Here is a 25059-nt window from a genome sequence, read left to right as displayed (position 1 = left end):
TTTCACCCTCATGAAACGGAGCGGATGGACCGGACTGGTCCGACGATGTGGAAAAATGATCCAAAACAAAAAAGGCGGCCCGTCAGGGCCACCCCCCAAAAGAGCGGAAAGTGAAAACATCTCCCTGATACGACAGAGCCACACCCAATGCAAGCACTTCCCGCCCGCAACTGCTCGACAGGGAAAAGATGAAAGAAACGCCATTCTGCCTTCCTGCCCTTATGGTATATGGTGATGCGAAATGACAGCCATGAACCAGCCTTCCCCCTCTCCCGAACCACAGAAACAGCCTCTCTGGCGCCCCGTGGCCGTGGTTGCGGCCGTTGTGGGACTGGGGGGCGCCCTTCTGGCATGGCATGGCCAGCCATCTCCGCACGATGCCGCCCAGCAAACACCACAACCCCAGGCGGCGGAACAGGCCATTCCCATGGCGGCAGGCTCACTCCCGCTCTCCATGCTTCCCCCAGATGATGCAGCCCGGGCCATTGCCCGCAGCACAATCCCTGCCCAGCAGAAACCTGCCCTTCTGGCCGCACTCAAGGACAACCGCATCCGGCTGGCAGCCCTCCCCCTGGCCGATGCGGCAGGCCATGCGGGACAGATGCTGACCGTAAGCAGCAGTGGCATCAGCCAGCAGATCATCCTCGGCCCCAGAGCACAGGCCGTGCTGCTCCCCATCGCCCGGGAAGGCATCGTCACACTGACACGCACCAGTCCAGCAGGCATGGGCCCCGTATCCATTGCAACGCTGGACATGTTCCATAATGTCGTGGTCCTGCCTCCCCTTACCCCTGCCAGCCCTTCCTTCGCCATCCCGGTGGTTGTCCAGTAGCTGTCAGGAAAAGGACTTGACCCCATCCCGGCCTGCCAGTGAAAACAGGGGGTTCCCCTCCCGGCAGGATGCAGAAGCCCATGATGAAATCCCTGATCCCCTGGCTCTCCCGCATGATGCCCCTGATGATGGCGGCCTTCCTGATACTGGCGGCTGTCCAGCTGGCTCTCATGGTCCACCTCTCCCCCACGGCGCTGCTGCATGCGCTGCTCGTTGCTGCCAACTGGGCCCGCCCCGGCTATCTTCCCGCCGGGATCGCCGGGCTTGCCCTCTCTCTTGCCGGGGTGTTCTACTGTCTCTCGTCCGACCGTCTGGCCCGCCGTGGCCTGCGCCACAGAAAGAGTCTTCTCATGGATGTTCTCAGCCGTCTGACCAACCGCACCGCTCTGGAGGAAATGCTGGCACGCCAGCAGCGTGAGAGTGCCATCAATGCTGAGGAGCTGGCCGCTGCCCTGCGTGCCCGTGTCATCGGGCAGGACCAGGTCTGCGAGGATATTGCCCAGCAGCTGCGCCGCCGGCTGGCTCTCCAGAACCGTGACCGTCCCGTCGGGGTCTTCCTCCTTGCTGGGCCGCCCGGTACCGGCAAGACCTATCTGGCCAAGCAGATTGCCAACCAGACGGAACGCCCGCTGCTGCATTTCGACATGACCCAGATGTCCAGCCCGCATGCTGCCACACAGCTTTTCGGCTCTCCCAAAGGCTATGTTGGGTCTGACACGTTCGGGCGGCTGACAGGTGGCCTGAAGGAAAATCCCGATGCCGTCGTCCTGCTGGATGAGATCGAAAAGGCCCACCCGGACGTCTTCAAGAAATTCCTTACGGCCTGGAATGACGGCCATGTAACGGAAGCCTCCACCAACGAGCTGGTACCAACCACACGGGCCATCTTTGTTCTGACATCCAACATTGCCACGGATGCTCTCAGCGCCATTGCGGACAGGCTGGCTGACGAGCCCGAGAAAATGCGGGCCGAATCGACCGAAGCCCTGCGTCGGGCCGGGTTTGCGCCGGAGGTCCTGAACAGGCTGGACCGCATCTTCGTGTTCCGTGCGCTGCGGGGGCTGGACCTCGCCCGTGTGGCTGCTCTGGAAATCGAGCAGATGATCCGTGGCTACGGGCTGAATGTTGAAGCCGGTGGCATCGACCCTGCCCTTCTCTTCGAAATCCTTCAACGCCAGCAGAAACTGGGCAGCATGGCCAGTGCCCGGGATATTCTCCGGTCCATTGAAGACATGATCAGCGACAGCCTCATCACGGCCCGCCAGCAGGGACGCACCCATGTCCACCTCGTCATGGAAGGAGAAGGACGCATCCGGGCTGAAACAAGCGAAGAGCCTCAGGAAAGAATGAACAAGGCCAGCCTGTGAAGCATCTCCTCCGTACCTGCATCTCCCTCTGGAAGCAGGCCCCCCTGTGGCGCCTCTCCTTCATGATCGGGCTTGGCGGGCTGATGATGGCAGCCTTTTTCCCAACCCCCTGGCTGAAAAAACAGGCTCCCTGGCTCCCCGGCATGGCGCCGGCAGCAACGCACGCTCCTCACGATTCAGCTCATGCAGACGGCGGCCCGGGCGATGCTGACAACGCACCCTCCGGGCCGATGCCGGTGCATCTGCAATATCCCAGCATGTCTGAGATTGTACGGGATCGTGTTATCTTGGGTGGCCATACCATTCCTCTACCCAAAGGAGAGTGGCACCCCATTCTCTCCGCCCAGATCAGCAACGAGTCCCCCCTCTCTTTTCTGGCTCTTGTCCGTACACATCAGGGGGCCATTACCGGCCTCATCATCGCCCAGGCAACCCAGCAGCCCATTGCTCTGGACCGGGCTGGGAACGTGACGGCCATCTGCCATGATGACCGCAACTTCCTCAATCACAGCCTGCCGGTCTCTCCAGCAGGAGAAGACTGCATCGGCTCTGGTACTGTGGTGATACAGGGCAATGATGTCAGCACCAATCCACTCATCAACCAGTCCATCGCCCGCTTGCAGGCCCTCGGCGTCACGCCCATCCCCCCCCTGTTTCTGGCTGTCCAATGGCGACACGTCGCTACCACGACGGATGGTCAGGCCCAGGTTGGCCTTGTGGACACGCTGATTCCACCACTGGACCAGCAGACCCACCAGCTGCTTGCCCCCATTCCCGTCTGGTCCAGGGATGCGCTGTCACCCTACCCCGAGGCCAGAACATTCCTGACCAGGATGCGCAGCTGGGCGCTGGAGTGGCAGAAGGCCCTGCAGCTGGGGTTCGGGAACCAGTTGCAGGGTCACACCCCGCCACCGGACCCGCTGATCCCCTGATGGGGCCTTCAGTGATGCCCCTTGGCGACGACGCGCCCCATGCGCTTCTCCGCCATGCGGGCGAGGCGCACAAAAGGCAGGCCAACCAGAAGATAGGCCAGACCGACCATGAGCCCCGTGCCGATATAGTCATAATAGGTTGACGAGAGACGGATATAGGTCTGGCTCAGCTCTGTCAGCGTGATGACGGAAACGAGGGAACTGTCCTTGAGCAGGGCAATGAAATCGTTCGTCATGACGGGTACGACCGTGCGGAAGGCCTGCGGAACGATCACGAGCCGGAGGGCCTGCATGTGGGTCATGTTCAGGGCGATGGCCGCTTCCATCTGCCCACGGGGAACAGAAAGCAGCCCCGCCCGGTAATTTTCCGCCTCATAGGCCGCATAATTCAGCCCCAGCGACAGCACGCCCGCCGCAAAAGGCGACAGACGCAGACCAAAAGCAGGCAGTCCATAGAAAATGAACAGCACCTGTATCAGCAACGGCGTGCCCCGCACGATCTCCACATACAGCCCGGCCAGCCAGCGTAACGGTGCCACCCCGTAGGCCCGGGCCAGAGCCAGCACCAGCCCCATCGCCACGGCAAGCACCATCGCCAGAGCCGACACGCCCAGCGTCATCAACGCCCCGCTGCCTATCAGAGGCAGAAAACTGACATAACGGTGGACCATGGCCTGCACGCTGCTGCCGGACATCCGCTCCATCGTCTGGCGGTAATCCACCCAGGCCGTTGGCTGGACTGTTGAGAGAGTCTGATCCCCCGTGTAATCGGCCATCTGCGGCGTCCAGAGATTCCAGCGGGCCAGAATCTGATGCAGGGTGCCATCGCTCATGAGATCACCCAGAACGGAATCCACAGCATCACGCAGGCCGGGATTGTTCTTAGGGAAGGCAATTCCATAAGCCACACGACCGATCGGCGGCCCAACGAGCTTCAGATCATCCGACCGGTAATAAAGGGCAATAGGCTCATCAATCAGAATGGCATCAAGACGTCCGTTCTTCAGGTCAGAAAACAGATTTGTCTCTTCATCATAAGAACGCACATTGGCCGGATCGTGATCCAGCAGAAGACGCTCGGCAGCCGTGCTCTTGATGGTCCCGACCACATGGCCTTTCAGGGCATCAAGCGTGTCCAGCCCTTTTTCATCATTCCGCAGGACAATCCGATCCACCGTCACATAATAGGGCCGGGAAAAAAGCACGGCAGCCTTATGCTCCGGCGTCATCTCGATACCATCAATGACCAGGGCATACAGGTCCCGTGAGAGGCCGGGGATCAGCCCGTCCCAGCCATTCTGTACGAAACGCCCATGCCGTCCCATCCGGGCGCTGATGGTCTGCATCAGGTCATATTCAAAACCTGTCATCCGCCCTTCATGGGCTGGATCGTGAAAGACGTAAGGCACGTTGGCCTCTCCGTCCGACGCCCAGGGAAGGTCCCTGTCATCCGTAGCACCGGGAACCCGCAGGGAAGCTACTGCTGGAGTACCGCCTTCAGCCCAGGCAGGAGCGGACAGACCTGCCATACCCCACAGCCCGAACAGGGCCAGAGCCAGCGCAAACATCACACGCTTCATCACCGTGCCCCCATTCATCAAAGGAGTGTCCGCAGGAAACGCCGGGTTCCTGCCTCACGCGGGTTGGCGAACATCACATCGGGGTCGCCACTTTCCACAATCTGTCCAGCTTCCATGAACAGCACACGGTCCGAGGCCGCCCGGGCGAAACGCATGTCGTGCGTCACGACGAGCTGGGTCATGCCTTCTGCATCCAGCGCCCTCATGACAGACAGCACCTCTTCGGAAAGTTCCGGGTCCAGAGCGGATGTCGGCTCATCATACAGCATGACGGAAGGCTTCATCGCCAGAGCCCGGGCAATGGCCGCACGCTGCTGCTGCCCGCCGGAGAGCCTGTCCGGGTAACGGTTCTTCACGGCGGCAAGGCCAACCTTCTCCAGAAGTTCGCAGGCAACATGCTTCGCCTGCGTCTCACTCATGCGTTTGACCTGCATGGGGGCCAGCATGACGTTCTCCAGCACCGTGCGATGTGGAAACAGGTTGAAGGACTGGAAGACCATGCCCACATGGCTGCGCAGACGGTGGGCCTGAACCTCGTCCGCACGGCGCCATGAGCCCGTACTGGCCACGGTCACATCCTCAACCCGCACCTCTCCGGCATCAGGATGTTCCAGAAAATTGAGACAGCGGAGGAACGTTGATTTCCCACAGCCGGACGGCCCGATGATGGAAATCAGCTCCCCACGTTCCACTTCCAGAGAAATTCCCCGCAGAATTTCATTCCCGGCGAAAGACTTGGCGATACCGGTCGCCTTCAGCACCCAGTCAGTCAGTTCCGAACATCCTCCTGCACGCTACAACATGGACAACCATCCTGTAGTCATTCACCATGCGCTTTCTTAACCATAACCACCCTTCAAGCAAAACATCCTTTTCTGTATTTTCCACCCGGAAGGGCATATTTTTCTCCCGGACCTTCCCCAGGCCCCTTCCAGCTCCACATGAAACATCACCATGGCCTCCAGCACCTCATGCCCGCCTGCCTCTCCACCACAATCCCTTCTCCGGCTGGATCATGTCCGGCTGGAGCGGGCAGGACGCTGTCTGGTCCCTGATCTCTCCCTGAACCTCGCTACCGGTGATGCCCTCCTCCTTACCGGGCCAAATGGTACGGGCAAATCATCACTTCTGCGGCTGATGGCAGGGCTGTGTCCCCCTGCTGGAGGCACAGTAACCCGCCGGGCCGACATTGCCTGGCTTGGCCCTGCTGACGCCCTGAAATCCACCCTGACGGTCGAGCAGAATCTCTGTCTCTTCATGCCTCATGGGACAGAAACCATCCATGCTGCCCTGAAGCGTCTGGCGCTGGCCCATCTTCTGGACTGCCCTGTCCGCCTGCTCTCGCTGGGGCAGAAACGTCGTGTAGCCCTGAGCCGCCTGCTGCTCCTTCCCGATGCCCGGCTGTGGCTGCTGGATGAGCCTGCCAATGGTCTGGATGCTGCCAGCCTTGCCCTGCTGGAGACCCTGCTGGCGGAGCATCGTGCCCGTGGGGGGGCCGTGGCCATTGCCTCCCATGCGCCACTATCCCTACCGGGCAGCCAGCACCTCACACCCGGCATGGTGGCACCATCCATCACGCCAGACCTGACCATGCAAACCCCGCCAGTGCATGAGGAGCCAGCCTCGAAAAAGACCCTTCATCCATTGCTCCTGCATCTGCGCCGGGAGCTGCATCTGGCCCGCCTGAACGGTGCCGAAACCGTAGGGGGGCTGCTGTTCCTGACAGTCTGCAGCACACTTTTTCCTCTTGCCCTCGGCCCCACCCCCGCCCTGCTCCAGCAGACCGGCCCGGCCATTCTGTGGGTCTGTACCCTGCTGGCCTCACTCCTGCCGCTGGAGCGCCTCTATGATGAAGATGCGGAAGACGGATCACTGGACATGCTCCAGATCACCCTGCACCCTGCCTTCATTGCGCTGGGGAAAATGTTCGCCCACTGGGTGACAGGTGGACTGCCCATCCTGCTGGCCACCCCTCTGCTGGCCCTGTTCTTCCAGCTGCCAGCCCATAACCTGACGGTGCTCATGCTCAGCCTTACTCTGGGCAGCCTGACCCTCTCTCTCACAGGGGGCATGACAGCGGCCATAACACTGGGAGCACGCCGCAACAGCCTTCTGCTCCCCGTGCTGACACTGCCGCTGATGACTCCTGGTCTCATCTTCGGCACACTGGCCTGCACCACCCCGACAGGAACAGCCTGTACGGCCAATCTGAGCCTTCTGGCGGCCCTTTTCCTTCTGGCCCTGCCGGGCTGCCCCCTCATCGCTGGAGCCAGCCTGAAAGAAGCACGGGGCTGACCATAAAAAAAGCCGCTCCCTGCTACGGGAACGGCTTTCTGAACGGACAGGCCGAAGCAGAAATCTTCAGGCTTTATCGGCCTGAAGTTTTGCCACGAAATTCTCCAGCCAGTGAATGGTATATTCACCCTTCTGGAACTCCGGGTCTGCCAGAATTTTCTGATGCAAAGGAATGACCGTCTTCACCCCCTCCACAACACACTCCGTCAGGGCCCGCTGCATGCGGCTGATGGCTAGCGCACGGGTGGGAGCATGAACGATCAGCTTGGCAATCATGCTGTCGTAATAGGGAGGCACCCTGTAACCGGCAAAGAGCGCACTGTCCATACGGACACCAAGACCACCGGGAGCATGGAACACCTTGACCGTCCCCGGGTTGGGCGCAAAGGTTTCCGGGTCCTCGGCGTTGATGCGGCACTCGATGGCATGGCCGTTCATCACGATGTCTTCCTGCCGGTAGCTCAGCTTTTCACCAGCGGCCACACGGATCTGCTCCCGCACGAGGTCCACATCGCAGACCATTTCCGTCACCGGATGTTCCACCTGAAGGCGGGTATTCATCTCAATGAAGCAGAACTGCCCGTCCTGATACAGGAACTCGAGCGTACCGGCATTGCGATACCCCATGCGTGACAGGGCATCCGTAACAGTTTTGCCAATCTCGTTGCGCTGCTCTGGCGTGATGACGGGGGAACCGGCTTCCTCCAGCAGCTTCTGATGGCGACGCTGGAGGGAGCAGTCACGCTCCCCGAAATGCACGACATTGCCGTGCGTGTCACCCATGATCTGAAGCTCGATATGACGGGGCTTGTCGAGATATTTCTCCAGATAGACCTCGTCATTGCCAAAAGCGGCACGGGCTTCCGTCCGGGCCACGCTCCAGGCTTCCTCCAGCTCATCAGCTGTCTGGGCTACCTTCATGCCACGACCACCACCACCGGCAGCGGCCTTGATGAGCACCGGATACCCGACACGGGCCGCAACTTCCCGGGCCTCGTCCAGGCTCCGCAGGGCCCCGTCCGACCCGGGCACCAGCGGCACGCCGAGGGCCTCCATGGTCGTTTTGGCGGTGATCTTGTCACCCATCATGCGGATGTGCTCGGCTGTCGGGCCAATGAAGGCGATGCCGTGCTCCTCCACCGTTTCGGCGAATTCCGCATTTTCGGAAAGGAAGCCATAGCCCGGATGGATGGCCTCTGCTCCGGTGATGGTGGCGGCAGAAAGAATAGCCGCCACATTCAGGTAAGAATCACGGGAGCTTGGCGGCCCGATGCAGACAGCCTCATCGGCCAGACGCACATGCATGGCGTCAGCATCTGCCGTGGAATGCACCGCCACCGTCTTGATGCCCATCTCCCGGCAGGCGCGCAGCACCCGCAGGGCAATCTCGCCACGATTGGCTATCAGGATCTTGGAAAACATCACTCGATGATCGCCAATGTTGCCCCGAATTCAACCGGATCGCCAGATGCCACGCAGTAGCGGACCAGCTTGCCTGCACGCGGTGCCTTGATCTGGTTGAAGGTCTTCATCGCCTCGATGAGCATGATGGTCTGCCCGGCAGCGACCTGGCCTCCTTCCTGCACGAACGGAGGGGAGGAGGGGTCCGGTGTCAGATAGGCCACGCCCACCATCGGGCTGGGAACAGCGCCAGGATGGGATGACGGGTCTGCCGGGGCCACGGCCTCTTCCGCCACGGGGGCGGGAGCCGCAGCAGGAGCAGCGGCCACGGGAGCAGCCGCAGCCTGTACGGTCACATTCCGGGCAACACGAAGGCGGCTGTCGCCTTCGGAAACTTCAATCTCGGTCAGGCCTGTATCCGTCAGGATATCGGCCAGTGCCCGAATGGCCTCCTTGTCCACGAGCATACGGCTCATCCTTCATCCTCAATCATATCTGCCACCGCCTGGAGAGCATGGGCATACCCGCGTATCCCCAGCCCGCAGATGACTCCACGGGCTGCCTGTGAAACATACGTGTGATGACGAAATGCTTCCCGGCGATGAATGTTAGACATATGCACCTCAATCACTGGCAGCTCAACAGCCAGCAGCGCATCAAGCAAAGCAATCGATGTGTGCCCATAGGCCGCAGGATTTATGACAATACCGCTTGCACGGCCCCGGCATTCCTGCACCCATGACACAAGCTCCCCCTCGCCATTGGTCTGGCGGAAGTCGATCGTCACATCGAGCCGCTCCGCAGCCTGAAGGCACAGCTGCTCCACATCATCCAGTGTGGCTTCGCCGTAAATCTCAGGCTGCCGCAGCCCCAGCATATTCAGGTTCGGTCCGTTCAGGACAACAATAAGAGGTCGCTTCATCCGAACGGCTGATAGCACCTTCATCTTCATCAGGTAAAGCCACTTCTTTTACAGTCTGGCACCGCAATCTTCATATGTTATCCAATAGTTTACAATCATCTGGACGCCCACGCTGGCCCATCTGTTCAAGTTGTGACACACTCGGGATGACCATCAACAATATCCGTGGGTAACATGAAGGCAAACACACCTTTTCCTGCTTCCATGGAAGCTGTCGTCCCCCGTGGGCGGAACAGGCGGTTCCCCTTCACAGCCTCTACCCTGCCGTGTCTGATCATTCTTGCATGTCTGGGGCATGTCGCCTCCAGCCCATCCGCCCTGGCGGCCGGGATGTCATCAGACGTGGAGAAGACGGAAGAAGCTGCACTCCCTCCCACGCAAAGCGGGCTGGCCAGCTGGTATGGCGGCAAAAAGCTGATCGGAAAACGGACTGCCAGCGGCGAACGCTTCAGCCCCGATGCGCTGACGGCCGCCCATCCGTCCCTCCCTCTGGGAACGAAACTGCTGGTCCATTCATCCGTCACGGGCCGATCTGTCATCGTGAGGGTCAATGACCGCGGGCCAGCCGACAGCGACCGCATCATCGACCTCTCACAGGGGGCTGCGGCCAGCCTAGGAATCATGAATCACGGTGTCAGCCACATCACCATAACGGTCCTTCCCCGCCGCCGCTCCCGTTTCCGCCACCCTACCGACATGCACGAGATTCTTCAGGACCAGGCCCGTCAGGCCGAAAAAATCGCACAGGACAGCCCGCTCCGGTAACCGGCAGCTCCTCAGTGATCCGCTGGCCTGACGGGGATTCCCATTTCCTTGCGGACGATCCGCCGGTAGCCCCGCTCCTCCAGCTCGGCATTCAGCACGGCGCCAAACAGCACGACATACGCACTGACAAAAAGCCACATCATGACAGCCGCCACGGCACCCAGTGGCCCATACGTCGTACCATAACTGGCAAAGTGCGAGACGTACCACGAAAAACCAATGGACACGCCAACCCAGAGCAGGGTCGCCAGAAACGCACCGGGCAGGATCCAGCGCCATGATGTCATGCGCTCCCGGCACGGGGCGATACGATACAGCACGATCAGCGCCATGAAGACGAAACAGAGCATGATGGAAGGGGCCAGCCAGTGAACGAGAACGGGCGTGCCCTGCTCCACCAGAAAATGGAGCGATGGCGGCAGGCTATCTATCGTCACCCCCACATAACTCAGATAGCGTGGCAGATAATCCACGATGGCCGGAGCCGCCACCATGAGCGCCAACGTCAGGCAGGCCCCTATCACGGCCAGAAGAGTTGTGCCGAAGGCCAGAACCTGAAAATGCAGGAAACCACGAGTTTCCCTGGCATGATAGACGATATTCAGGGCAGACAGGATGGACTTGCTGCTGGCCGTGACGGACCAGAGAGCCACCAGCAGGGAAAAAACCAGCCCCAGGGTCAGTGAGGACTGAGGCTGAGTCACCAGCGCATGGATCCTGTCGAAGATCATCTCATAGGCGGCAGGAGGGAGCATATGCCTGACGACACGCAGCTGCTCTTCTGCCGTCTGTACGTCAAAAGCCAGCCCATAGACAGAGATCAGCGCCGTCAGGGCGGGAAACAGCGACAGGGTTGCAAAGAAGGCGCATCCCGCCGCACTGAGGGACGTCTGGCTGTCTCCGCTGTTGCTCAGGACCTGCCTGAACGTGGCCCAGAGGCCTTTTGGTGGTGGCGGAGGCTCCAATGGCATCTCGATCTTGTCGGGCACGGGGTGCGCTTTTCCTCTCCCTGCGAGGCCGTGACAGCAAGATCACGGCTCCATCATCACACTTTCTCCAGTTCAGCCTGAATACGGTTCCAGCGTTCGATATTGTTCTGGGCATCCCTGACAAAGGCGGATTTTTTCACCCCTCCAAGGAAAATACGCTGCATCAACCATCCCAGACCACGGGTAGGCCGCTCAAACTGAATGAACAGTATGCCACGCACCTCATCGGTGTTGTTCTGCACCGTATGCCGGTAGGTATCATCAAAGATGAACAGCCTGCCATCATCCCAGTGCAGCGTGTGATCTGCGACCTTGATCCAGCAATTATCACGATCTCGTGGAACCCCCAAGCCCTGATGTGCATTCAGCATCCCTTTGGTAACCCCTTTATGGGGTGGAATTTCCCCACCGGGCTCCAGAACAGAGAACAGGGCGGAACAGAGACCGGGAATCCCGGCCACAAGCTGGGCCGTAACAGGGGCCTTGGCACAATTCTCTGGAACAGGAATGCCGTAGCCGTACAGAAAAAATGACTTCCAGCGGCTGTCCGGCGCAATGCGCTCATGATCGGGCGAAAGGTCACGCAGGGGCGGAATTTTCTCACGCTCAGCCATGATGGCCTGAAACTCTTTCTGCATCAGCGGGGCAGCCTTCTCCAGGGCCACCGCCCAAGGAAACAGGCCATTGTCCAGCAGAGGTGTATTGGGGACCAGTGACCCTCTGGCAATCAGGGCATTGAACAAGGGGCGCAGCGCCTTGCCAACCCGCACAAGAAAGGGGCGTTTTTTCTTATCGTCATGACCTACCGTCATCATGTCCTCCATTAGCAGAAAACACATCAAACCAGTCCACGCAGACGTTACACTGTTACCAGAACAGTTTTCTTAACTGAAAGTCACCCTATCGACATGGCATCTACCGGCCATGACTGACCCCACTCAACAACACACTGAATTTTAATAAAAATCCTTCCTGAACAGAGCGCTCCCTTCCCGTCCCCTCCTGCTGAATGGCTGGCTTGACATCACTTTTTTGTGATGAGAACCATACCCGGAAGCCACCCTTCAGTTTCCCCTTGCATTGAAAAAAAATCTGGGCATTGTCACGCACTCCACGCAGCAACGCACGTGCCACTGGCCCTCATGAGGTTACGCAACGACGTCAAGCGCTCTGGCCCCGTATCCCCTTGCCTGCAGGGGGCAGGCGGAATCCCGCCGGTCCGTTCGACCGTTTCGCAACATCTCCCCCGACCGGGGAGAATTTATAGGGGACGTGAGTATCATGACTCCCAGAATCGCCCGTTTTCTCACCGAACAAAAACCCGCCACCCCTTGCCTTGTCGTGGACCTGGACTGCGTACGCACGCAGTACCACGCCCTGCACGATGCCCTTCCCTCTGCCCGGATCCATTACGCCGTAAAGGCCAATCCGGCACCAGCGATCCTGAAGGAGCTGCATGCCCTCGGCTCGTTCTTCGACATCGCATCCCCCGGAGAGATCGACATCTGCCTACAAGCAGGCATTCCGGCGCAGAAACTTTCTTTCGGCCACACCGTCAAGACGGTGCGCTCCATTGCCTATGCCCATCAGAAAGGCCTGACACTCTATGCATTCGACTGCATGGAGGAGCTGGAAAAACTGGCAGAACACGCCCCCGGCTGTGAGGTTTTCTGTCGGCTGGGAGTTCTCAATACCGGGGCGCAGTGGCCGCTCTCCCGCAAGTTTGGCACGACGCCGGAAAGCGCTTTTACCCTGTTGCAGAAAGCCCGTGAGCTGGGCCTGAAACCAGCTGGCCTGTCTTTCCATGTCGGTAGCCAGCAGACCAGCACGACAGCCTATGCCGACGCCATTGCTCAGGCTGCCGAAATCTGCCACCGCCTCCAGAAGCAGGGCATCACGCTGGACTTCATCAATATGGGCGGGGGCTTTCCAACCTATTACAACAGCCCCATCCCCAGCATCGACCAGTTCGGCACGACCATAACGGAGGCCATGGCAGCGCATTTCCCACAAGGGGCCCCCCGCATTCTGCTGGAGCCGGGCCGCTACATGGTTGGCAGTGCGGGAATCGTGCATACCGAGGTCGTGCTGGCCAGCAGGCGGGGCGGTGAGGACAACACTCCCCGCTGGGTCTATCTGGATATCGGCCGCTTTGGTGGTCTGGCGGAAACAGAAGGCGAATCCATCCGCTATGTCTTCCAGACACCCCATGACGACACCACGAGCAGCCGCTCACCCTGCATCCTGGCCGGGCCGACATGCGACAGCATGGACGTGCTATACGAGAAAAATCCCGTTCCCCTGCCAGAAGAGCTCAAGGCAGGAGACAGGATCAACATCCTCGCCACTGGTGCCTATGTGTCCACTTACTGCTCGACCGGGTTCAATGGCTTTCCACCACTGGATGAACATTACATCTGACCCTTCCGCAGGGCAGGAGACGACCATCCAGCATCAGCCAGCCCGTTACGGGCTGGCTGCATCAAGCGATTGCAGCGACACGAGCCGCCGATAGGCCCCGTCCTTCAGAGCCATCAGACTCTCGTGCGTGCCATCCTCAACGATCTGCCCCTGATGAAATACCAGAATCCTGTCCAGGTCACGCACGGTGGCCAGACGGTGCGCCACAACCAGTACGGTGCGTGTTTCCATCAGGCGGGTCATGGCCTCCTGCACCAGCATTTCTGATTCAGAATCGAGGCTTGCCGTGGCTTCATCAAAAATCACAATCGGCGCATCAACCAGAAAAGCCCGGGCAATCGCCACGCGCTGGCGCTCTCCCCCGGAGAGCTTCACGCCACGTTCACCAACCAGCGTCTCATACCCTTCGGCAAGACGGGTAATGAATCCATCAGCATTGGCAAGCCGTGCCGCCTGCTCGATCTCCTCCCGGGTGGCATCAGGCCGACCATAGGCAATGTTCTCAGCCAATGTTCGATGGAACAGCATGGGTTCCTGCGGGACAAGCGCAATCTGGCGCCGCAGGCTCTGCTGGGTGACGTAAGCAATATCCTGCCCATCAATCAGAATATTACCACCATCCACATCATACAGACGCTGCAACAACCGTGTCAGCGTCGTCTTGCCCGACCCGGACGCCCCGACCAGGGCCACACGGCTCCCCGGTGCGATCCTCAGCGACAGCCCCTGATAGATCGGCTTTTCCTGGGATGGATACCGGAAACTCACATCCAGAAGGACAATCTCCCCCGCCGTCACCTCCAACGGAATGGCACCGGGGATATCCCGGATGGCCGGTTCACTCGAGAACAGCCCGACGAGTTCTTCCATCTCATTGACCGACCGCTGAACCTGGCTCACCTGCTGCCCCAGATCCCGCAGATAACCCTGGATGAGGAACATCATCGTCAGCACATAGGCCACATCACCCGGCCCGGCCATACCACGCCACCAGAGCAGCACAGCCAGACCAATCATCACCACACGCATCAGCAGCGTATAGGACGCCTGAAAGTTGGCGCTGTTCGTCCCCCGATACCAGCTGTAATAGGTCTTGTCCGCCCACGTGCGGGCTACGGCATGGAGCTGCCGCTCCTCCCGTTCCTCCGCCCCGAAACTCTTCACCACCGCATTGCAGGTAATGGCATCCCCCAGCACGGCCCCCATCCTGGAATCACAGGCGTTGGATATCCGGGCTGTTGGCGCCACATAACGCAGAGCCAGCCAGATGGACATGCAGGCAAACAGCCCGACCATCACGGCCAGCACCAGCCCCATGAGGGGCGCCCGCACCAGCAGGACCAGGGTCGTCCCCAGCAGGACCAGAACCTCTGGCGTAATGAGCAGGAGAAGCGTGTCATCCAGCGTATCAATGGCCCAGATTCCCCGGGTGATCCGCCGCACGGTAGAGCCCGCAAAATTGTTGGCGTGCCAGTCTGACGAGAAACGCTGCACCCGGGCGAAAGCATCATCCAGCACCCGGCGCATGACAGCAAGGCTGAGTTTGCTGATCCCCAGGTAGGAAGACCGCCGGCCCATGACGCCCACCAGCCCCAGAACCAGCAGCCCGCTGACCATGAGCAGGGCATCATGCAGCAAAGCCTCCCGGCCACCAGCAGCCGATGAGGCAGATGTCGTTGTGGAAATATCACCCACCAGGCGACCAGCCAGAAGAGGAGTGCATATATCAGCTACCGTGGCCAAGGCCACACCGCCCAGCGTCCATGCCAGCATGGCAGGCTGGCCCAGCCAGCGCTTCACCACAAAAGCCAGTATCGCCCCAAAGGAGAGTTTCTTCATGCTGTCCCGTCCATCCCCATTTTCTGCCACGTCTGCCTTTTCCTCCTTCAAAACCTATCAGACCACACCCGGCCCCTCCGCTTGAAGAAAAACCCGACTCCCCTTAGGAACGGACAGAGTTTTTCCCATAATGGCCGGACCCACCATACCCTCATGGCTTCTACCAGCACGCCCCGCACACGCTCGACCAGCTCCCAGCCCCGCATGAGCCTGAAGGCCGTCCGTGCCTTTCTGGCCGCGCTGGAAAAAGCACACCCGGACGCCCGCAGCGAGCTGATCTATCACAACACGTTCGAGCTGCTCGTCAGTGTCGTGCTTTCAGCACAGGCGACGGATGTTTCCGTCAACAAGGCCACCCGTGCCCTGTACGAAGAAGCCCCCGACCCTGCCAGCATGGCCGCACTGGGTGAGGAAGGCATCGCCAGACATATCCGCACCATAGGCCTCTGGCGCTCAAAAGCCCATAACGTGGCCCTGCTCTGCCAGCAGCTGCTGGAAAAACATGACGGGCAGGTCCCCGGAAACCGGGAAGAGCTGGAAGCCCTGCCCGGCGTGGGTCGGAAAACAGCCAATGTCGTCCTCAACATCGCCTTCGACCAGCCAACCATGGCTGTCGATACCCATATTTTCCGCCTCGGCAACCGTACTGGCCTCGCACCGGGCAAGACCGTCCGTGCCGTGGAGGATGAGCTGGTCCGCCGCATCCCCAAAGAGATGCTCCGCCCTGCCCATCACTGGCTCATCCTGCATGGCCGCTATGTCTGCAAGGCCCGCACACCGGAATGCTGGCGCTGCCCCGTCACTGAATGGTGTCTCTACAGGGAAAAGAACAAAATACCCCCCAAGCGCTGAGCAGGCCAGAAGCTTCTCCTCCAAAAAAAGCCTTCATATCAAGTCCTTTATTTTATCGTAAAAGTCTATAAAAGACCTTTTGTGTCTAATTTTACGATCAAACCATGAGATAGACCATGCCATCGCCTCGACTGGAAGAGACGGCCATCGTTTTTGGCACGAATGGCAAAGACCTCTGGGCCACGCTCTGTGCCATCCAGTCCGTCGTGGATCACAATCCCCGCACGAAGCTCGATTTCCACATCCTCCACACCAATGTGGCGCCAGCCCTCCAGCTCATCATCAGTGACCTGTTCCGAACAGAATACAGCCTGCTGACCTTTCACGATGTCGGACAGAAAGCCGCAGCCCTGCGCCTGCACACCCATCAACGATGGCGCAATGAATGTTTCTATCGCTGCTATCTCCCGGTGCTGTTCCGGGATGATGTCCATGTGCTCTGGCTGGACAGTGCCCTGCTCGTTACCGGACCATTGCCCCCCCTGCTGAACCGTTTTCCCCGGCAGGCCGCCATCGGTGCCGTGGCCGACCCTGTCGCCCAGATTCTCCGCCAGCATGAAGTGCCCATCCATACCCTGCTGGGCGATGCTCCCGCTGCCGGGCTGCCCGATGTCTCCCTGCCCGACTATACCCGCCAGCATCTCTCCCTTGCCCGGCCGGAAGACTACTTCAACAGCAGCATGATGCTGCTCCGCCCCCGGCTCATCTCACCGTCGCAGATAAACCGCTGCTTCACCCTTGCTACACGCCCCTATCTCTGCCCGGGGACAGACATCCTCAATCAGGTCTTCCACGACCATGTCCATCTCCTGCCCGAACGCTGGAACTTCCTGACCGGCAAGCTGACGGAAAATCTCTGCCTGCATCTCCCGGAACCATGGAAGAAACGCCGGGAAAGCGAACGGCTGAAACGCTGCATCATCCAGTTCCCCGAGGGGACCAAACCGTGGGAAGACCCGGCATTGCCTGGTGCCAGCCATTACCGGCGCCTCTCCGCTGCCCTGGAGCAGCGCCTCAGCCGCATTGCCCCGCCACTGATCCGTACATTGTGCGGGTCCTGATTCTCTTTCACTCAGCCGGAGCTGGTGGCAGGGGCACGACATTCTGGAACGCTCCTTCGCCGGTCCAGAGGCGATCCCCCTGCACCATTCTGTCCGACACGAGCCTGATACCACCCGCCCCCGTCCCATAAACGGCCCAGCTTCCTTCCCGCCGCAGATCAGCCGGACCAAGCTGCCGGACAGACGGACAGAGAGGATGCTGTCCGCCCATACGTATCTCCAACACAACATCCCGGCATGATGCCTCTCCACCACGCTCCGGCCCGGCAACCCCACGCCACAAAACCAGCCGATCATTCCCAAGGCGTAGATGACAGAGACCTGCCGCACAGTCCGGCTGCCCCAGCCCTCTGACATTCCAGCCCAAGGCACGCTGCATCTCCTGTCGGACCAGCCCGCTACCAGGGCGCCCCTCCATCACCCTCATGGCCCCTTCCTGCCGGACAGCCAAAACGGCACCCTGCTCCACCAGCAGCATCACGGGCCGGTCCACCAGCCAGGGTGCTGAAAGCGCCACAGCCATCACACCCACGCCAGCAAACCGGCCCCATCCCCGCCACAGACACATCACGGTCAGCCCCAGCAGATACAGCCCCACCCCCCAGGCCGGAAAAGACGGCACCGGCAATGATGCAAGCGGAGCCGCCGCCACACACCCTGCCAGCCAGCCGATACCCTTTATGCCCCACCCCATCACGTGCAGTGGCCCCGAAGAAAGGCCAAATGGCATCAGCAGCAGGGCCACAATCCCGGCAGGCATCACCCAGACACCCATCAAGGGGACTGCCAGAAGATTGGCCATGACAAACCATGGCTGGAAGGCGCCGAAATACGCCATGCTGAGCGGCAGGGTCGCCAGTCCGGCCAGCAGGGAGGTCAGAACAAGGGCCACCAGCAGAGCTGCCCCCCGCCGCCAGAGAGCCGGGGCCTGCTGCCCATGATGCCCTCCCAACCGGAACAGCCAGTTCCTCCATGATTCGTGACCCGCAATCAGAGCCATCACAGCTGCGAAAGACATCTGGAAGGAAACATCCAGCACCAGAACAGGAGACATCACCTCCAGCACCAGGCAGACCAGAGCCAGCCCCCGCATGGAAACGGCCCGCCGCCCCAGCAGCAGGGCCAACACGGCCAACCCCGCCATGCCCAGCGCTCTCAGCCCCGGCACATGCAACCCTGTCAGCACCACATAAACCACCCCGGCCCCAAAAGAGACCAGCATGGCAACCTCACGACAGGGCCAGTAGGCCGACAGGCGCTGCGACAGGCTGAGGCAACGTCTGACCGTGGCAAACACCAGCCCCATCACCAGCCCCAGATGCAGGCCCGCCACGGCCAGAAGATGCGCCAGCCCGGCAGCCGCATAGCTCTGCCTCGTCTCGGCAGAAAGACGGCCCGTTTCGCCACACAGCACGGCGGATGCCACCGCTCCCACCTGCCCCGGCAGGGCCGCTCCGATCATCCAGGCCATTGTCTGCCGCAGATGGACCAGCCTGTCATCCAGACGGCCCACAACACCACCTGCCGGGGCAGCTCTCAGCGGCAAGGGCGGTGAGAGGGCCAGTCCCGCTCCGGCACGTCCAGCAAACCAGGCCGCACGCTGCCCATCATGCCCTCCCGGCCAGAGCGGTGGGGGCGGAGAGCGCAGAAGCGCCCGTATCCGCACAGGCTGGCCTGTCACCAACGCCATCAGGCCATCTTCCTGCCCTTCTCTGGGCAGAAAGGTGACAGTCACCCGCCGTTGCAGGGGCGCCATGCCATTCCACCATGGAGAGTCGAACACGGCCCCCTCCACCACCACATGCCAGCTGGGCTTCTGCCCTTCATGTCGGCCTGGAACAGGTTCCAGAGCCGCCAGCCGTCCTTCCAGCCAGACCGATTCCATGGGCAGGAGCGGCATGGGGGACTGCCGGACAGCCTGCCCCCAGGCCAGCAGAAACCCCAGGCCAATCACCAGGAGGCCACTTCCCAGACAATGCCCCAACACCTGCCAGTGTGCCGCCTGTTCCGTCCCGGCCACCATCCAGCGGCAGCAGGCCAGCAACACCAGCCCCATGCCCGCCAAACCACCCATCATCAGGCCTGTGCTCCACGCAGGTTCTGCCGGCAGGGCAAAATACCCCACAATGCCCAAGGCTACACCGACAGGCAGCCAGCAGGTCAGGCGACTGCCCTGACGGGCCAGCCCCGACGCTACCATCCTGAGTACAGCCTGCCCCATCATCCTCCGCTCTGCCGCCTCCTGCATCCACCCCTGGCCCGTCCATTCCACAAGTGCCGCTGCCTGTGATAAAGCCCATGATGACACATTGAAGTGGATGGCCCGACCCATCCCGGCATGTTATAAGGCCTGCTCATGAAGATCCGTACCCGTTTTGCCCCCTCGCCCACCGGCCTGCTCCATATCGGCAACGCCCGTGCTGCCCTGTTCAACTATCTCTTCGCCCGTCATCACGGTGGAGAATTTGTCCTGCGCATCGAGGATACAGACCGGGAACGCTCCACCCAGCACGCCGTGGACGTCATTTTTGATGGCCTGAAATGGATGGGACTGGACTGGGACGGAGAGCCTGTCTTCCAGGCCAGCCGGCAGGACCGTCATGCCGAGGTCGTGGCCCAGCTCATGGAAAAGGGCATGGCCTACCGCTGCTACTGCACGCCCGAAGAGCTGGCCGCCATGCGGGAGAAGGCCCGGGCCGAGAAACGCCCGCCCCGCTATGATGGCACATGGCGTGACCGTGACCCGTCCGAAGCCCCGGAAGGCGTGCCTTATGCCATCCGCCTCAAGGCCCCGAAAGAGGGTGAGACCATCATCAGGGACCATGTGCAGGGAGAGGTCCGTGTCGCCAATGCGGAGATGGATGACCTCATCCTGCTCCGTTCCGACGGGACACCGACCTATCTGCTCGCCGTGGTGGTGGATGACCACGACATGGGCATCACGCACGTCATGCGGGGTGACGACCACCTGACAAACACCTTCCGTCAGGCCATGATCTACCGGGCCATGGGCTGGGACCTTCCGGAGTTCGCCCATCTGCCCCTCATCCACGGGCCGGATGGAGCCAAGCTCTCCAAACGTCATGGTGCCCAGTCCGTCGTGGACTTCCGTGAGGAAGGCATCCTGCCGGAGGCCCTCTGCAACTATCTGCTGCGCCTCGGCTGGGGGCATGGCGATGCCGAGGTGCTGGACCGTGAGGAACAGATCAGGCTTTTCGACATGGACGGCATCGGCCGCTCTCCCTCCCGGATGGATTACGTCAAGCTCAGCCACCTCAACGGCATCTGGATGCGCCGTGCCGATGACGAGCGGCTGACGGCCCTTGTCATGCAGCGCCTGGAGCGACGTGATGACCTTGACCATGACGAGACGGTCCGTGCCCGTGTACTTGCCCTCATGCCGGGGCTGAAGGAACGGGCAAAGACGGTCGTGGAGCTGGCCGACAACGCCGCCTTCGCCGGGCTGCGCCTGCCGCTGACCATCACCCCCAAGGCGGAAAAGCATCTGGGCGAGGAAGGCCGGAAGGTTCTCGCCGGGCTGGAGGAAAAACTCGCCGGGCTGGAACCTTTCACGGCAGAAGGGATCGACAGCACGCTGCGGGCCTTCGCTGCCGAGCATGAGCTGAAACTGGGTGCCGTCGCCCAGCCGCTCCGTGCTGCCATGACAGGTACCACGACATCGCCCGGAATCGACCTCACGCTCGCCGCATTGGGCCGGGATGAGGTTCTCGCCCGCATCCGGAGTGTCCTGTCCGCATGAACCCCACACACCACACGCCCCATCTTCTCGGCATTGAAGGCATGACAGAAAAGGACATCACGCCTTTTCTGGACCTCGCCGAGAGCTATGCCCTGCTCAGCCGTTCCCGCAATGCACCACGGGACGTGCTACAGGGCCGTACCGTCATCAATCTCTTCTTTGAGGACAGCACGCGCACGCGCACCAGCTTCGAGCTGGCCGCCAAGCGGCTGGGTGCCGATGTGGTGAACATGACCGTCGCCACAAGCTCGGTCAACAAGGGCGAAACCCTGCTGGACACGGCCTCCACCCTCAACGCCATGCACTGCGACCTGCTGGTGGTCCGCCATGCCCAGAGCGGCGCCCCAGCCCTGCTCTCGCAGAAGGTCGAGGCCAGTGTCGTCAATGCCGGGGACGGGATGCACGAGCACCCCACGCAGGCCCTGCTGGACGGCCTGACCATCCGGCGGCATTTCGGCCGCCTCAGCGGGCTGAAAATCGCCATATGCGGCGACATCGCCCACAGCCGTGTGGCCCGGTCGGACATTCACCTCCTGCGGGCCATGGGCAACGACATCCATCTGGCAGGTCCCCCTACCCTGCTGCCCGGTGCCCTCGGCACGCTGGAAGGCGTCACCCTGCATCATGACATTGATGAGGCCCTGAAGGATGCGGACGTGGCCATGTGTCTCCGTGTCCAGCGGGAGCGCATGGGCAGCGGCCTTGTCCCCAGCGCACGGGAATATTTCTCCCTCTTCGGGCTGGACCGCCGCCGCCTCGCTCTGGCCAAGCCAGGAGCCCTGGTGATGCATCCCGGCCCGATGAACCGGGGTGTTGAAATTGCCTCCGATGTCGCCGATTCGCCACAGAGCGTCATTTCTGAACAGGTCGAGATGGGCGTGGCCGTCCGCATGGCTGTCCTCGACCGTCTTTCCCGCATGAAGAATCCCGCATGAGCAGCATCCTTTTTGAAAATGTCCGGCTGATTGACCCTGCCTCCGGGCGGGATGGCAAAGGGAGCCTGCTGGTCGAGAAAGGGCGCATTGCCGCCCTCGACCCCAAGGAGACCCCCAAGGCTGCCCGCATCGTGGATGGCAAAGGGGCCGTCCTCTGCCCCGGCCTCGTGGACATGCGGGCCAGCTTTGGCGAACCCGGAGCTGAATACCGGGAGAGCATTGATTCCGGTATTCAGGCTGCCGTGGCAGGAGGCATCACCTCCCTGGCCCTGCTTCCCGATACCGAGCCTGCCATCGACAACCCGGCACTCGTCCATTACATCCGCCGCCGTGGGGAAGAGACTGGTCTTGTCTCCATCTATCCCTATGGAGCCCTGACAAAAGGCTGCGCCGGAACGGACATGGCCGAAATCGGCCTGCTGAAAAAAGCCGGGGCCATCGGCTTCACCGACGGTGCCCGGGCCATTGCCGACACCAAGCAGATGCGCAACCTGCTGGCCTATTCCGGCTTTCTGGATACCGTCATTGTCCTCCACCCGGAAGATCCCTCCCTGGCCAAAGGGGGCTGCGCCACTGCCAGCCCGCAGGCCGTGAAAATGGGCCTGCCACAGATTCCCGCCTGCGCCGAGGCCATGATGATCGCCCGTGACCTTCGCCTTGCCGAACTGACGGGCGCACGCATCCATTTCGGGCATGTTTCCACCGGGGAAGCCCTCGGCCTGATTGCTGATGCCAAAAAGCGGGGCATCCGGGTCACCTGCGACACGGCACCGCCCTATTTCGCCATGACGGAGGCGGATATCGGGGATTTCCGCACCTACGCCAAGCTCTCCCCGCCGCTGCGGCTGGAAGCTGACCGGCAGGCCGTTCTGGCGGGTCTGGCAGACGGCACCATTGATGCCATCGCCTCCGATCACAGCCCGGCCGATGCGGATGACAAGCGTCTTCCCTTTGCCCAAGCCCGGGCTGGCGGGACCGGCCTCGTCACCCTGCTGGGTGTCACGCTTCAGGCTGGCCTGCCGCTGCTGGAGGCCCTGCGCCTGCTCACCGTGGCTCCGGCCCGTCTTCTGGGGCTGGAAGCCGGGACGCTGGCCGTCGGTGCCCCGGCAGACCTCTGCCTGTTTGACCCGGAAGAAGAATGGACCGTCACCGCGGGCAGCCTGCCCGGCCGGGCACAGAATACCCCCTTTGATGGCCGAAACCTCAAAGGACGTGTCCTGCGGACCTTCCGTCAGGGTCGTGAAGTCTTCACTGCCAAAGGTCTCCCTGCATGAGCGGCATCCTGACCTGGTCCCTCATGCCCCCCAGCCTGCCTGTCATCGCTCTGGGGGCCTATCTTCTGGGGAGCATCCCTTTCGGCCTCCTGCTTACCGCACTCAGTGGGCAGGGTGACATCCGGCGCATCGGTTCCGGCAACATCGGGGCCACCAACGTGCTGCGGACAGGCCGCAAAGGCCTCGCTGCGGCAACCCTGCTTCTGGATGCCTTCAAGGGGCTTCTGGCCGTCCTGCTGGCGGAGGCCCTCTCCCCTCACGACACGGCCCTGTGCCTCTCCGTAGCAGGGTGTGCCGCTGTCGTGGGGCACTGCTTCCCCATATGGCTCAGGTTTCGTGGCGGCAAGGGCGTTGCTACAGGCATCGGTGTTTTCTGGGGCATGTGCTGGCCGGTCGGGCTGCTCTGCACCCTGCTCTGGCTGGCTGGTGTCCGTCTGAGCAGGATTTCTTCCGTGGGGGCGCTTCTGGCTTTTCTGGCAGCACCGTTCCTGATGGTGGCCTTCTCTCTGGCACCCATCATGTCGGCCCGTCCCATTGCAGCAGCATGCATCACCCTGCTGATCCTCCTGCGCCATTACGGCAACATTGCCCGCCTCTGTAGCGGAACGGAACCCCGTGTCGGACAGAAATGAGCCAGCTGCATTATCAGAAGCCAACCTGACAGCAACGGAACGTCTGGCTCGATTGCGGCTGGCCCGCACAAAGGGCATTGGCAACGCCACATTCAGCCGGTTGATGGGCCTTTACGGCACGGCAGAGCAGGCCATTGCAGCGCTGCCTGCCCGTGCCCGCCTTTCCGGCCGTCCGGCGCCAGCCATTCCCTCCGCATCCCGCATGGAAGACGAAATTGCCTGGCTGGGAAAACGGGGAGGCCACCATCTGCTACGCTCCGACCCTGCCTATCCCCGCCTGCTGGCCGGACTGCCGAATGCTCCCGTGCTTCTATTCACCCAAGGCAATACAGACCTGCTCTCCACGCCCTCCCTGGCCATTGTCGGGGCCCGCAAGGCCTCCAATCCGGCCCTGAAACTGACAAAGGAATTCGCCGCCGGTCTGGCAGAAGCCGGCCTGACTGTCGTTTCCGGTCTGGCCCGTGGAGTTGATGGAGCGGCCCACCGGGGAGCCCTGCCCTCTGGACGGACCATCGCCGCCCTGCCCGGCGGGCTGGACATTACCTACCCTCCCGAACATGCAGGCTTGCAGGCCGCCATAGCCCAGCAGGGCTGCCTGATTACGGAATATCCTCCCGGCATGCCGGCCAATGCCCGCCATTTTCCACGGCGCAACCTTCTCATTGCCGGTCTGGCCCGTGGCTGCCTGCTGGTTGAGGCAGCCAGACGCTCCGGCACACTCATCACGGCCCGACTCGCTGCAACCTTCCAGCGTCTGCTCTTTGCCGTGCCTGGCTTTCCCGGCGATCCACGTTCCAGCGGCGGGAATGACCTGCTGAAACAGAATCAGGCCATACTGGTCGAGCAGGTTCAGGACATCCTGTCCGCCCTGGCAGACACGCCCTCACCAGACCCCGGACTGGCCCCATGGAGCAGGCCTCCCTCACGCCAGCCATCCCTTTTCACACCCACTGAAAAAGTACCGACCGCCCCGCCAGCTGCCCCCCAGGAAGCCCCTGCGGCCAGTCAATCATTACCGGAATCTGACGAAAAAAATATTCTCTCCCTGCTGGCGCATACCCCCTCCACTGTTGACGAGATTGCATCACGCTGTCAGTTGTCCATCTCAGCAGTTGCGGCAATACTCATCGAGCTGGAAATGAACGGAGCTGTCCAACGCCACGACGATGGGCAGATCACACTTCCCAGCTAGCGGGCATCGG

Annotated in this window: 22 protein-coding genes and 1 pseudogene; 14 read left to right on the top strand and 9 right to left on the bottom strand. The window is 61.4% G+C overall.

Annotated elements, in window-relative coordinates:
* Positions 1-250: 250 nt before the first annotated feature.
* The 3 genes from GM608_RS01755 (at position 251) to GM608_RS01745 (ending at position 3131) form a co-directional block, all read left to right on the top strand.
* Positions 251-832, top strand: a complete 582-nt coding sequence (locus GM608_RS01755; protein WP_154980972.1) for a hypothetical protein — start codon at positions 251-253, stop codon at positions 830-832.
* Positions 833-915: 83 nt separating this feature from the next.
* Positions 916-2199, top strand: a complete 1284-nt coding sequence (locus GM608_RS01750) for an AAA family ATPase (RefSeq protein WP_081563380.1) — start codon at positions 916-918, stop codon at positions 2197-2199.
* Complete coding sequence (locus GM608_RS01745) at positions 2196-3131, top strand: hypothetical protein (RefSeq protein ID WP_333644879.1); 936 nt, start codon at positions 2196-2198, stop codon at positions 3129-3131. Before GM608_RS01750 ends, GM608_RS01745 begins: the two co-directional genes overlap by 4 nt.
* A gap of 8 nt (positions 3132-3139) precedes the next feature.
* Here the strand turns inward: GM608_RS01745 and GM608_RS01740 are convergent, their stop codons facing one another.
* Together GM608_RS01740 and GM608_RS01735 are read right to left on the bottom strand one after the other, a co-directional pair.
* Entirely contained in the window at positions 3140-4660 is a 1521-nt protein-coding gene (locus GM608_RS01740) for an ABC transporter substrate-binding protein/permease (protein WP_052349215.1), read from the bottom strand.
* A gap of 68 nt (positions 4661-4728) precedes the next feature.
* On the bottom strand, positions 4729-5472 hold the full coding sequence (locus GM608_RS01735; protein WP_052349171.1) for an amino acid ABC transporter ATP-binding protein: 744 nt from the start codon (positions 5470-5472) through the stop codon (positions 4729-4731).
* A gap of 193 nt (positions 5473-5665) precedes the next feature.
* Here GM608_RS01735 and ccmA point away from each other — a divergent pair.
* Together ccmA and ccmB are read left to right on the top strand one after the other, a co-directional pair.
* Positions 5666-6247, top strand: a pseudogene (ccmA, locus tag GM608_RS01730) (heme ABC exporter ATP-binding protein CcmA); the annotation flags it as partial.
* Between the two features lie 54 nt (positions 6248-6301).
* A complete protein-coding gene (gene ccmB, locus GM608_RS01725) occupies positions 6302-7006 on the top strand; it encodes a heme exporter protein CcmB (protein ID WP_081847766.1) in 705 nt (234 codons plus the stop codon).
* 66 nt (positions 7007-7072) lie between these two features.
* Here ccmB and accC read toward each other — a convergent pair whose 3' ends face one another.
* From accC to aroQ, 3 genes are read right to left on the bottom strand one after another with little or no spacing between them, the layout of a single operon-like run.
* Positions 7073-8428 carry an acetyl-CoA carboxylase biotin carboxylase subunit gene (accC, locus tag GM608_RS01720; protein ID WP_043560997.1) on the bottom strand — a complete coding sequence of 452 codons (1356 nt, stop codon included), beginning with the start codon at positions 8426-8428 and terminating at the stop codon, positions 7073-7075.
* Complete coding sequence (locus GM608_RS01715; protein WP_043560999.1) at positions 8428-8883, bottom strand: acetyl-CoA carboxylase biotin carboxyl carrier protein subunit; 456 nt, start codon at positions 8881-8883, stop codon at positions 8428-8430. Before GM608_RS01715 ends, accC begins: the two co-directional genes overlap by 1 nt.
* Positions 8880-9329: a type II 3-dehydroquinate dehydratase gene (gene aroQ / locus GM608_RS01710; RefSeq protein ID WP_043561671.1), complete on the bottom strand. Its 450-nt coding sequence runs from the start codon at positions 9327-9329 to the stop codon at positions 8880-8882. The genes GM608_RS01715 and aroQ overlap by 4 nt, the downstream gene beginning before the upstream one ends.
* A 174-nt stretch (positions 9330-9503) precedes the next feature.
* Here aroQ and GM608_RS01705 point away from each other — a divergent pair, with 174 nt between their 5' ends.
* A complete protein-coding gene (locus tag GM608_RS01705) occupies positions 9504-10094 on the top strand; it encodes a septal ring lytic transglycosylase RlpA family protein (protein WP_333644878.1) in 591 nt (196 codons plus the stop codon).
* Between the two features lie 11 nt (positions 10095-10105).
* Here the strand turns inward: GM608_RS01705 and GM608_RS01700 are convergent, their stop codons facing one another.
* Both GM608_RS01700 and GM608_RS01695 read right to left on the bottom strand, forming a co-directional pair.
* Positions 10106-11083 carry a YihY/virulence factor BrkB family protein gene (locus tag GM608_RS01700; RefSeq protein ID WP_227449777.1) on the bottom strand — a complete coding sequence of 326 codons (978 nt, stop codon included), beginning with the start codon at positions 11081-11083 and terminating at the stop codon, positions 10106-10108.
* Positions 11084-11139: 56 nt separating this feature from the next.
* Positions 11140-11898, bottom strand: a complete 759-nt coding sequence (locus GM608_RS01695) for an aspartyl/asparaginyl beta-hydroxylase domain-containing protein (RefSeq protein ID WP_227656466.1) — start codon at positions 11896-11898, stop codon at positions 11140-11142.
* A gap of 466 nt (positions 11899-12364) precedes the next feature.
* On the opposite strand from GM608_RS01695, the gene GM608_RS01690 reads away from it, so the two are divergent.
* The gene (locus tag GM608_RS01690) at positions 12365-13504 is read left to right on the top strand and encodes a type III PLP-dependent enzyme (protein WP_043561002.1); all 1140 of its coding nucleotides are present in this window, start codon (positions 12365-12367) and stop codon (positions 13502-13504) included.
* Between the two features lie 45 nt (positions 13505-13549).
* Here the strand turns inward: GM608_RS01690 and GM608_RS01685 are convergent, their stop codons facing one another.
* The gene (locus GM608_RS01685; RefSeq protein ID WP_192848641.1) at positions 13550-15343 is read right to left on the bottom strand and encodes an ABC transporter ATP-binding protein; all 1794 of its coding nucleotides are present in this window, start codon (positions 15341-15343) and stop codon (positions 13550-13552) included.
* Between the two features lie 153 nt (positions 15344-15496).
* On the opposite strand from GM608_RS01685, the gene nth reads away from it, so the two are divergent.
* Positions 15497-16195 (top strand): endonuclease III, encoded by a 699-nt coding sequence (gene nth / locus GM608_RS01680; RefSeq protein ID WP_408863022.1) that lies wholly within the window; start codon positions 15497-15499, stop codon positions 16193-16195.
* A gap of 116 nt (positions 16196-16311) precedes the next feature.
* Complete coding sequence (locus tag GM608_RS01675; RefSeq protein WP_043561007.1) at positions 16312-17256, top strand: glycosyltransferase; 945 nt, start codon at positions 16312-16314, stop codon at positions 17254-17256.
* 7 nt (positions 17257-17263) lie between these two features.
* Here GM608_RS01675 and GM608_RS01670 read toward each other — a convergent pair whose 3' ends face one another.
* Entirely contained in the window at positions 17264-19588 is a 2325-nt protein-coding gene (locus tag GM608_RS01670) for a ComEC/Rec2 family competence protein (protein WP_333644876.1), read from the bottom strand.
* A gap of 24 nt (positions 19589-19612) precedes the next feature.
* Between GM608_RS01670 and gltX the strand changes: the two genes are divergently transcribed.
* From gltX to dprA, 5 genes are read left to right on the top strand one after another with little or no spacing between them, the layout of a single operon-like run.
* The gene (gene gltX, locus GM608_RS01665; protein ID WP_086431802.1) at positions 19613-21016 is read left to right on the top strand and encodes a glutamate--tRNA ligase; all 1404 of its coding nucleotides are present in this window, start codon (positions 19613-19615) and stop codon (positions 21014-21016) included.
* Positions 21013-21951 (top strand): aspartate carbamoyltransferase catalytic subunit, encoded by a 939-nt coding sequence (locus GM608_RS01660; protein ID WP_043561013.1) that lies wholly within the window; start codon positions 21013-21015, stop codon positions 21949-21951. The genes gltX and GM608_RS01660 overlap by 4 nt, the downstream gene beginning before the upstream one ends.
* Positions 21948-23225, top strand: coding sequence for a dihydroorotase family protein (locus GM608_RS01655; RefSeq protein ID WP_282802659.1), 1278 nt, complete (start codon positions 21948-21950; stop codon positions 23223-23225). The genes GM608_RS01660 and GM608_RS01655 overlap by 4 nt, the downstream gene beginning before the upstream one ends.
* A complete protein-coding gene (gene plsY / locus GM608_RS01650; protein ID WP_043561018.1) occupies positions 23222-23857 on the top strand; it encodes a glycerol-3-phosphate 1-O-acyltransferase PlsY in 636 nt (211 codons plus the stop codon). Before GM608_RS01655 ends, plsY begins: the two co-directional genes overlap by 4 nt.
* Positions 23841-25049, top strand: a complete 1209-nt coding sequence (gene dprA, locus GM608_RS01645; protein ID WP_333644875.1) for a DNA-processing protein DprA — start codon at positions 23841-23843, stop codon at positions 25047-25049. The genes plsY and dprA overlap by 17 nt, the downstream gene beginning before the upstream one ends.
* Positions 25050-25059: the final 10 nt, after the last annotated feature.

This window comes from Bombella sp. ESL0380, from assembly GCF_009725805.1.
Taxonomy (GTDB): Bacteria; Pseudomonadota; Alphaproteobacteria; order Acetobacterales; family Acetobacteraceae; genus Bombella; species Bombella apis.
The sequence above is the reverse complement of the archived record's forward strand: the minus strand, read 5'-3'. Positions and strand labels throughout refer to the sequence as shown.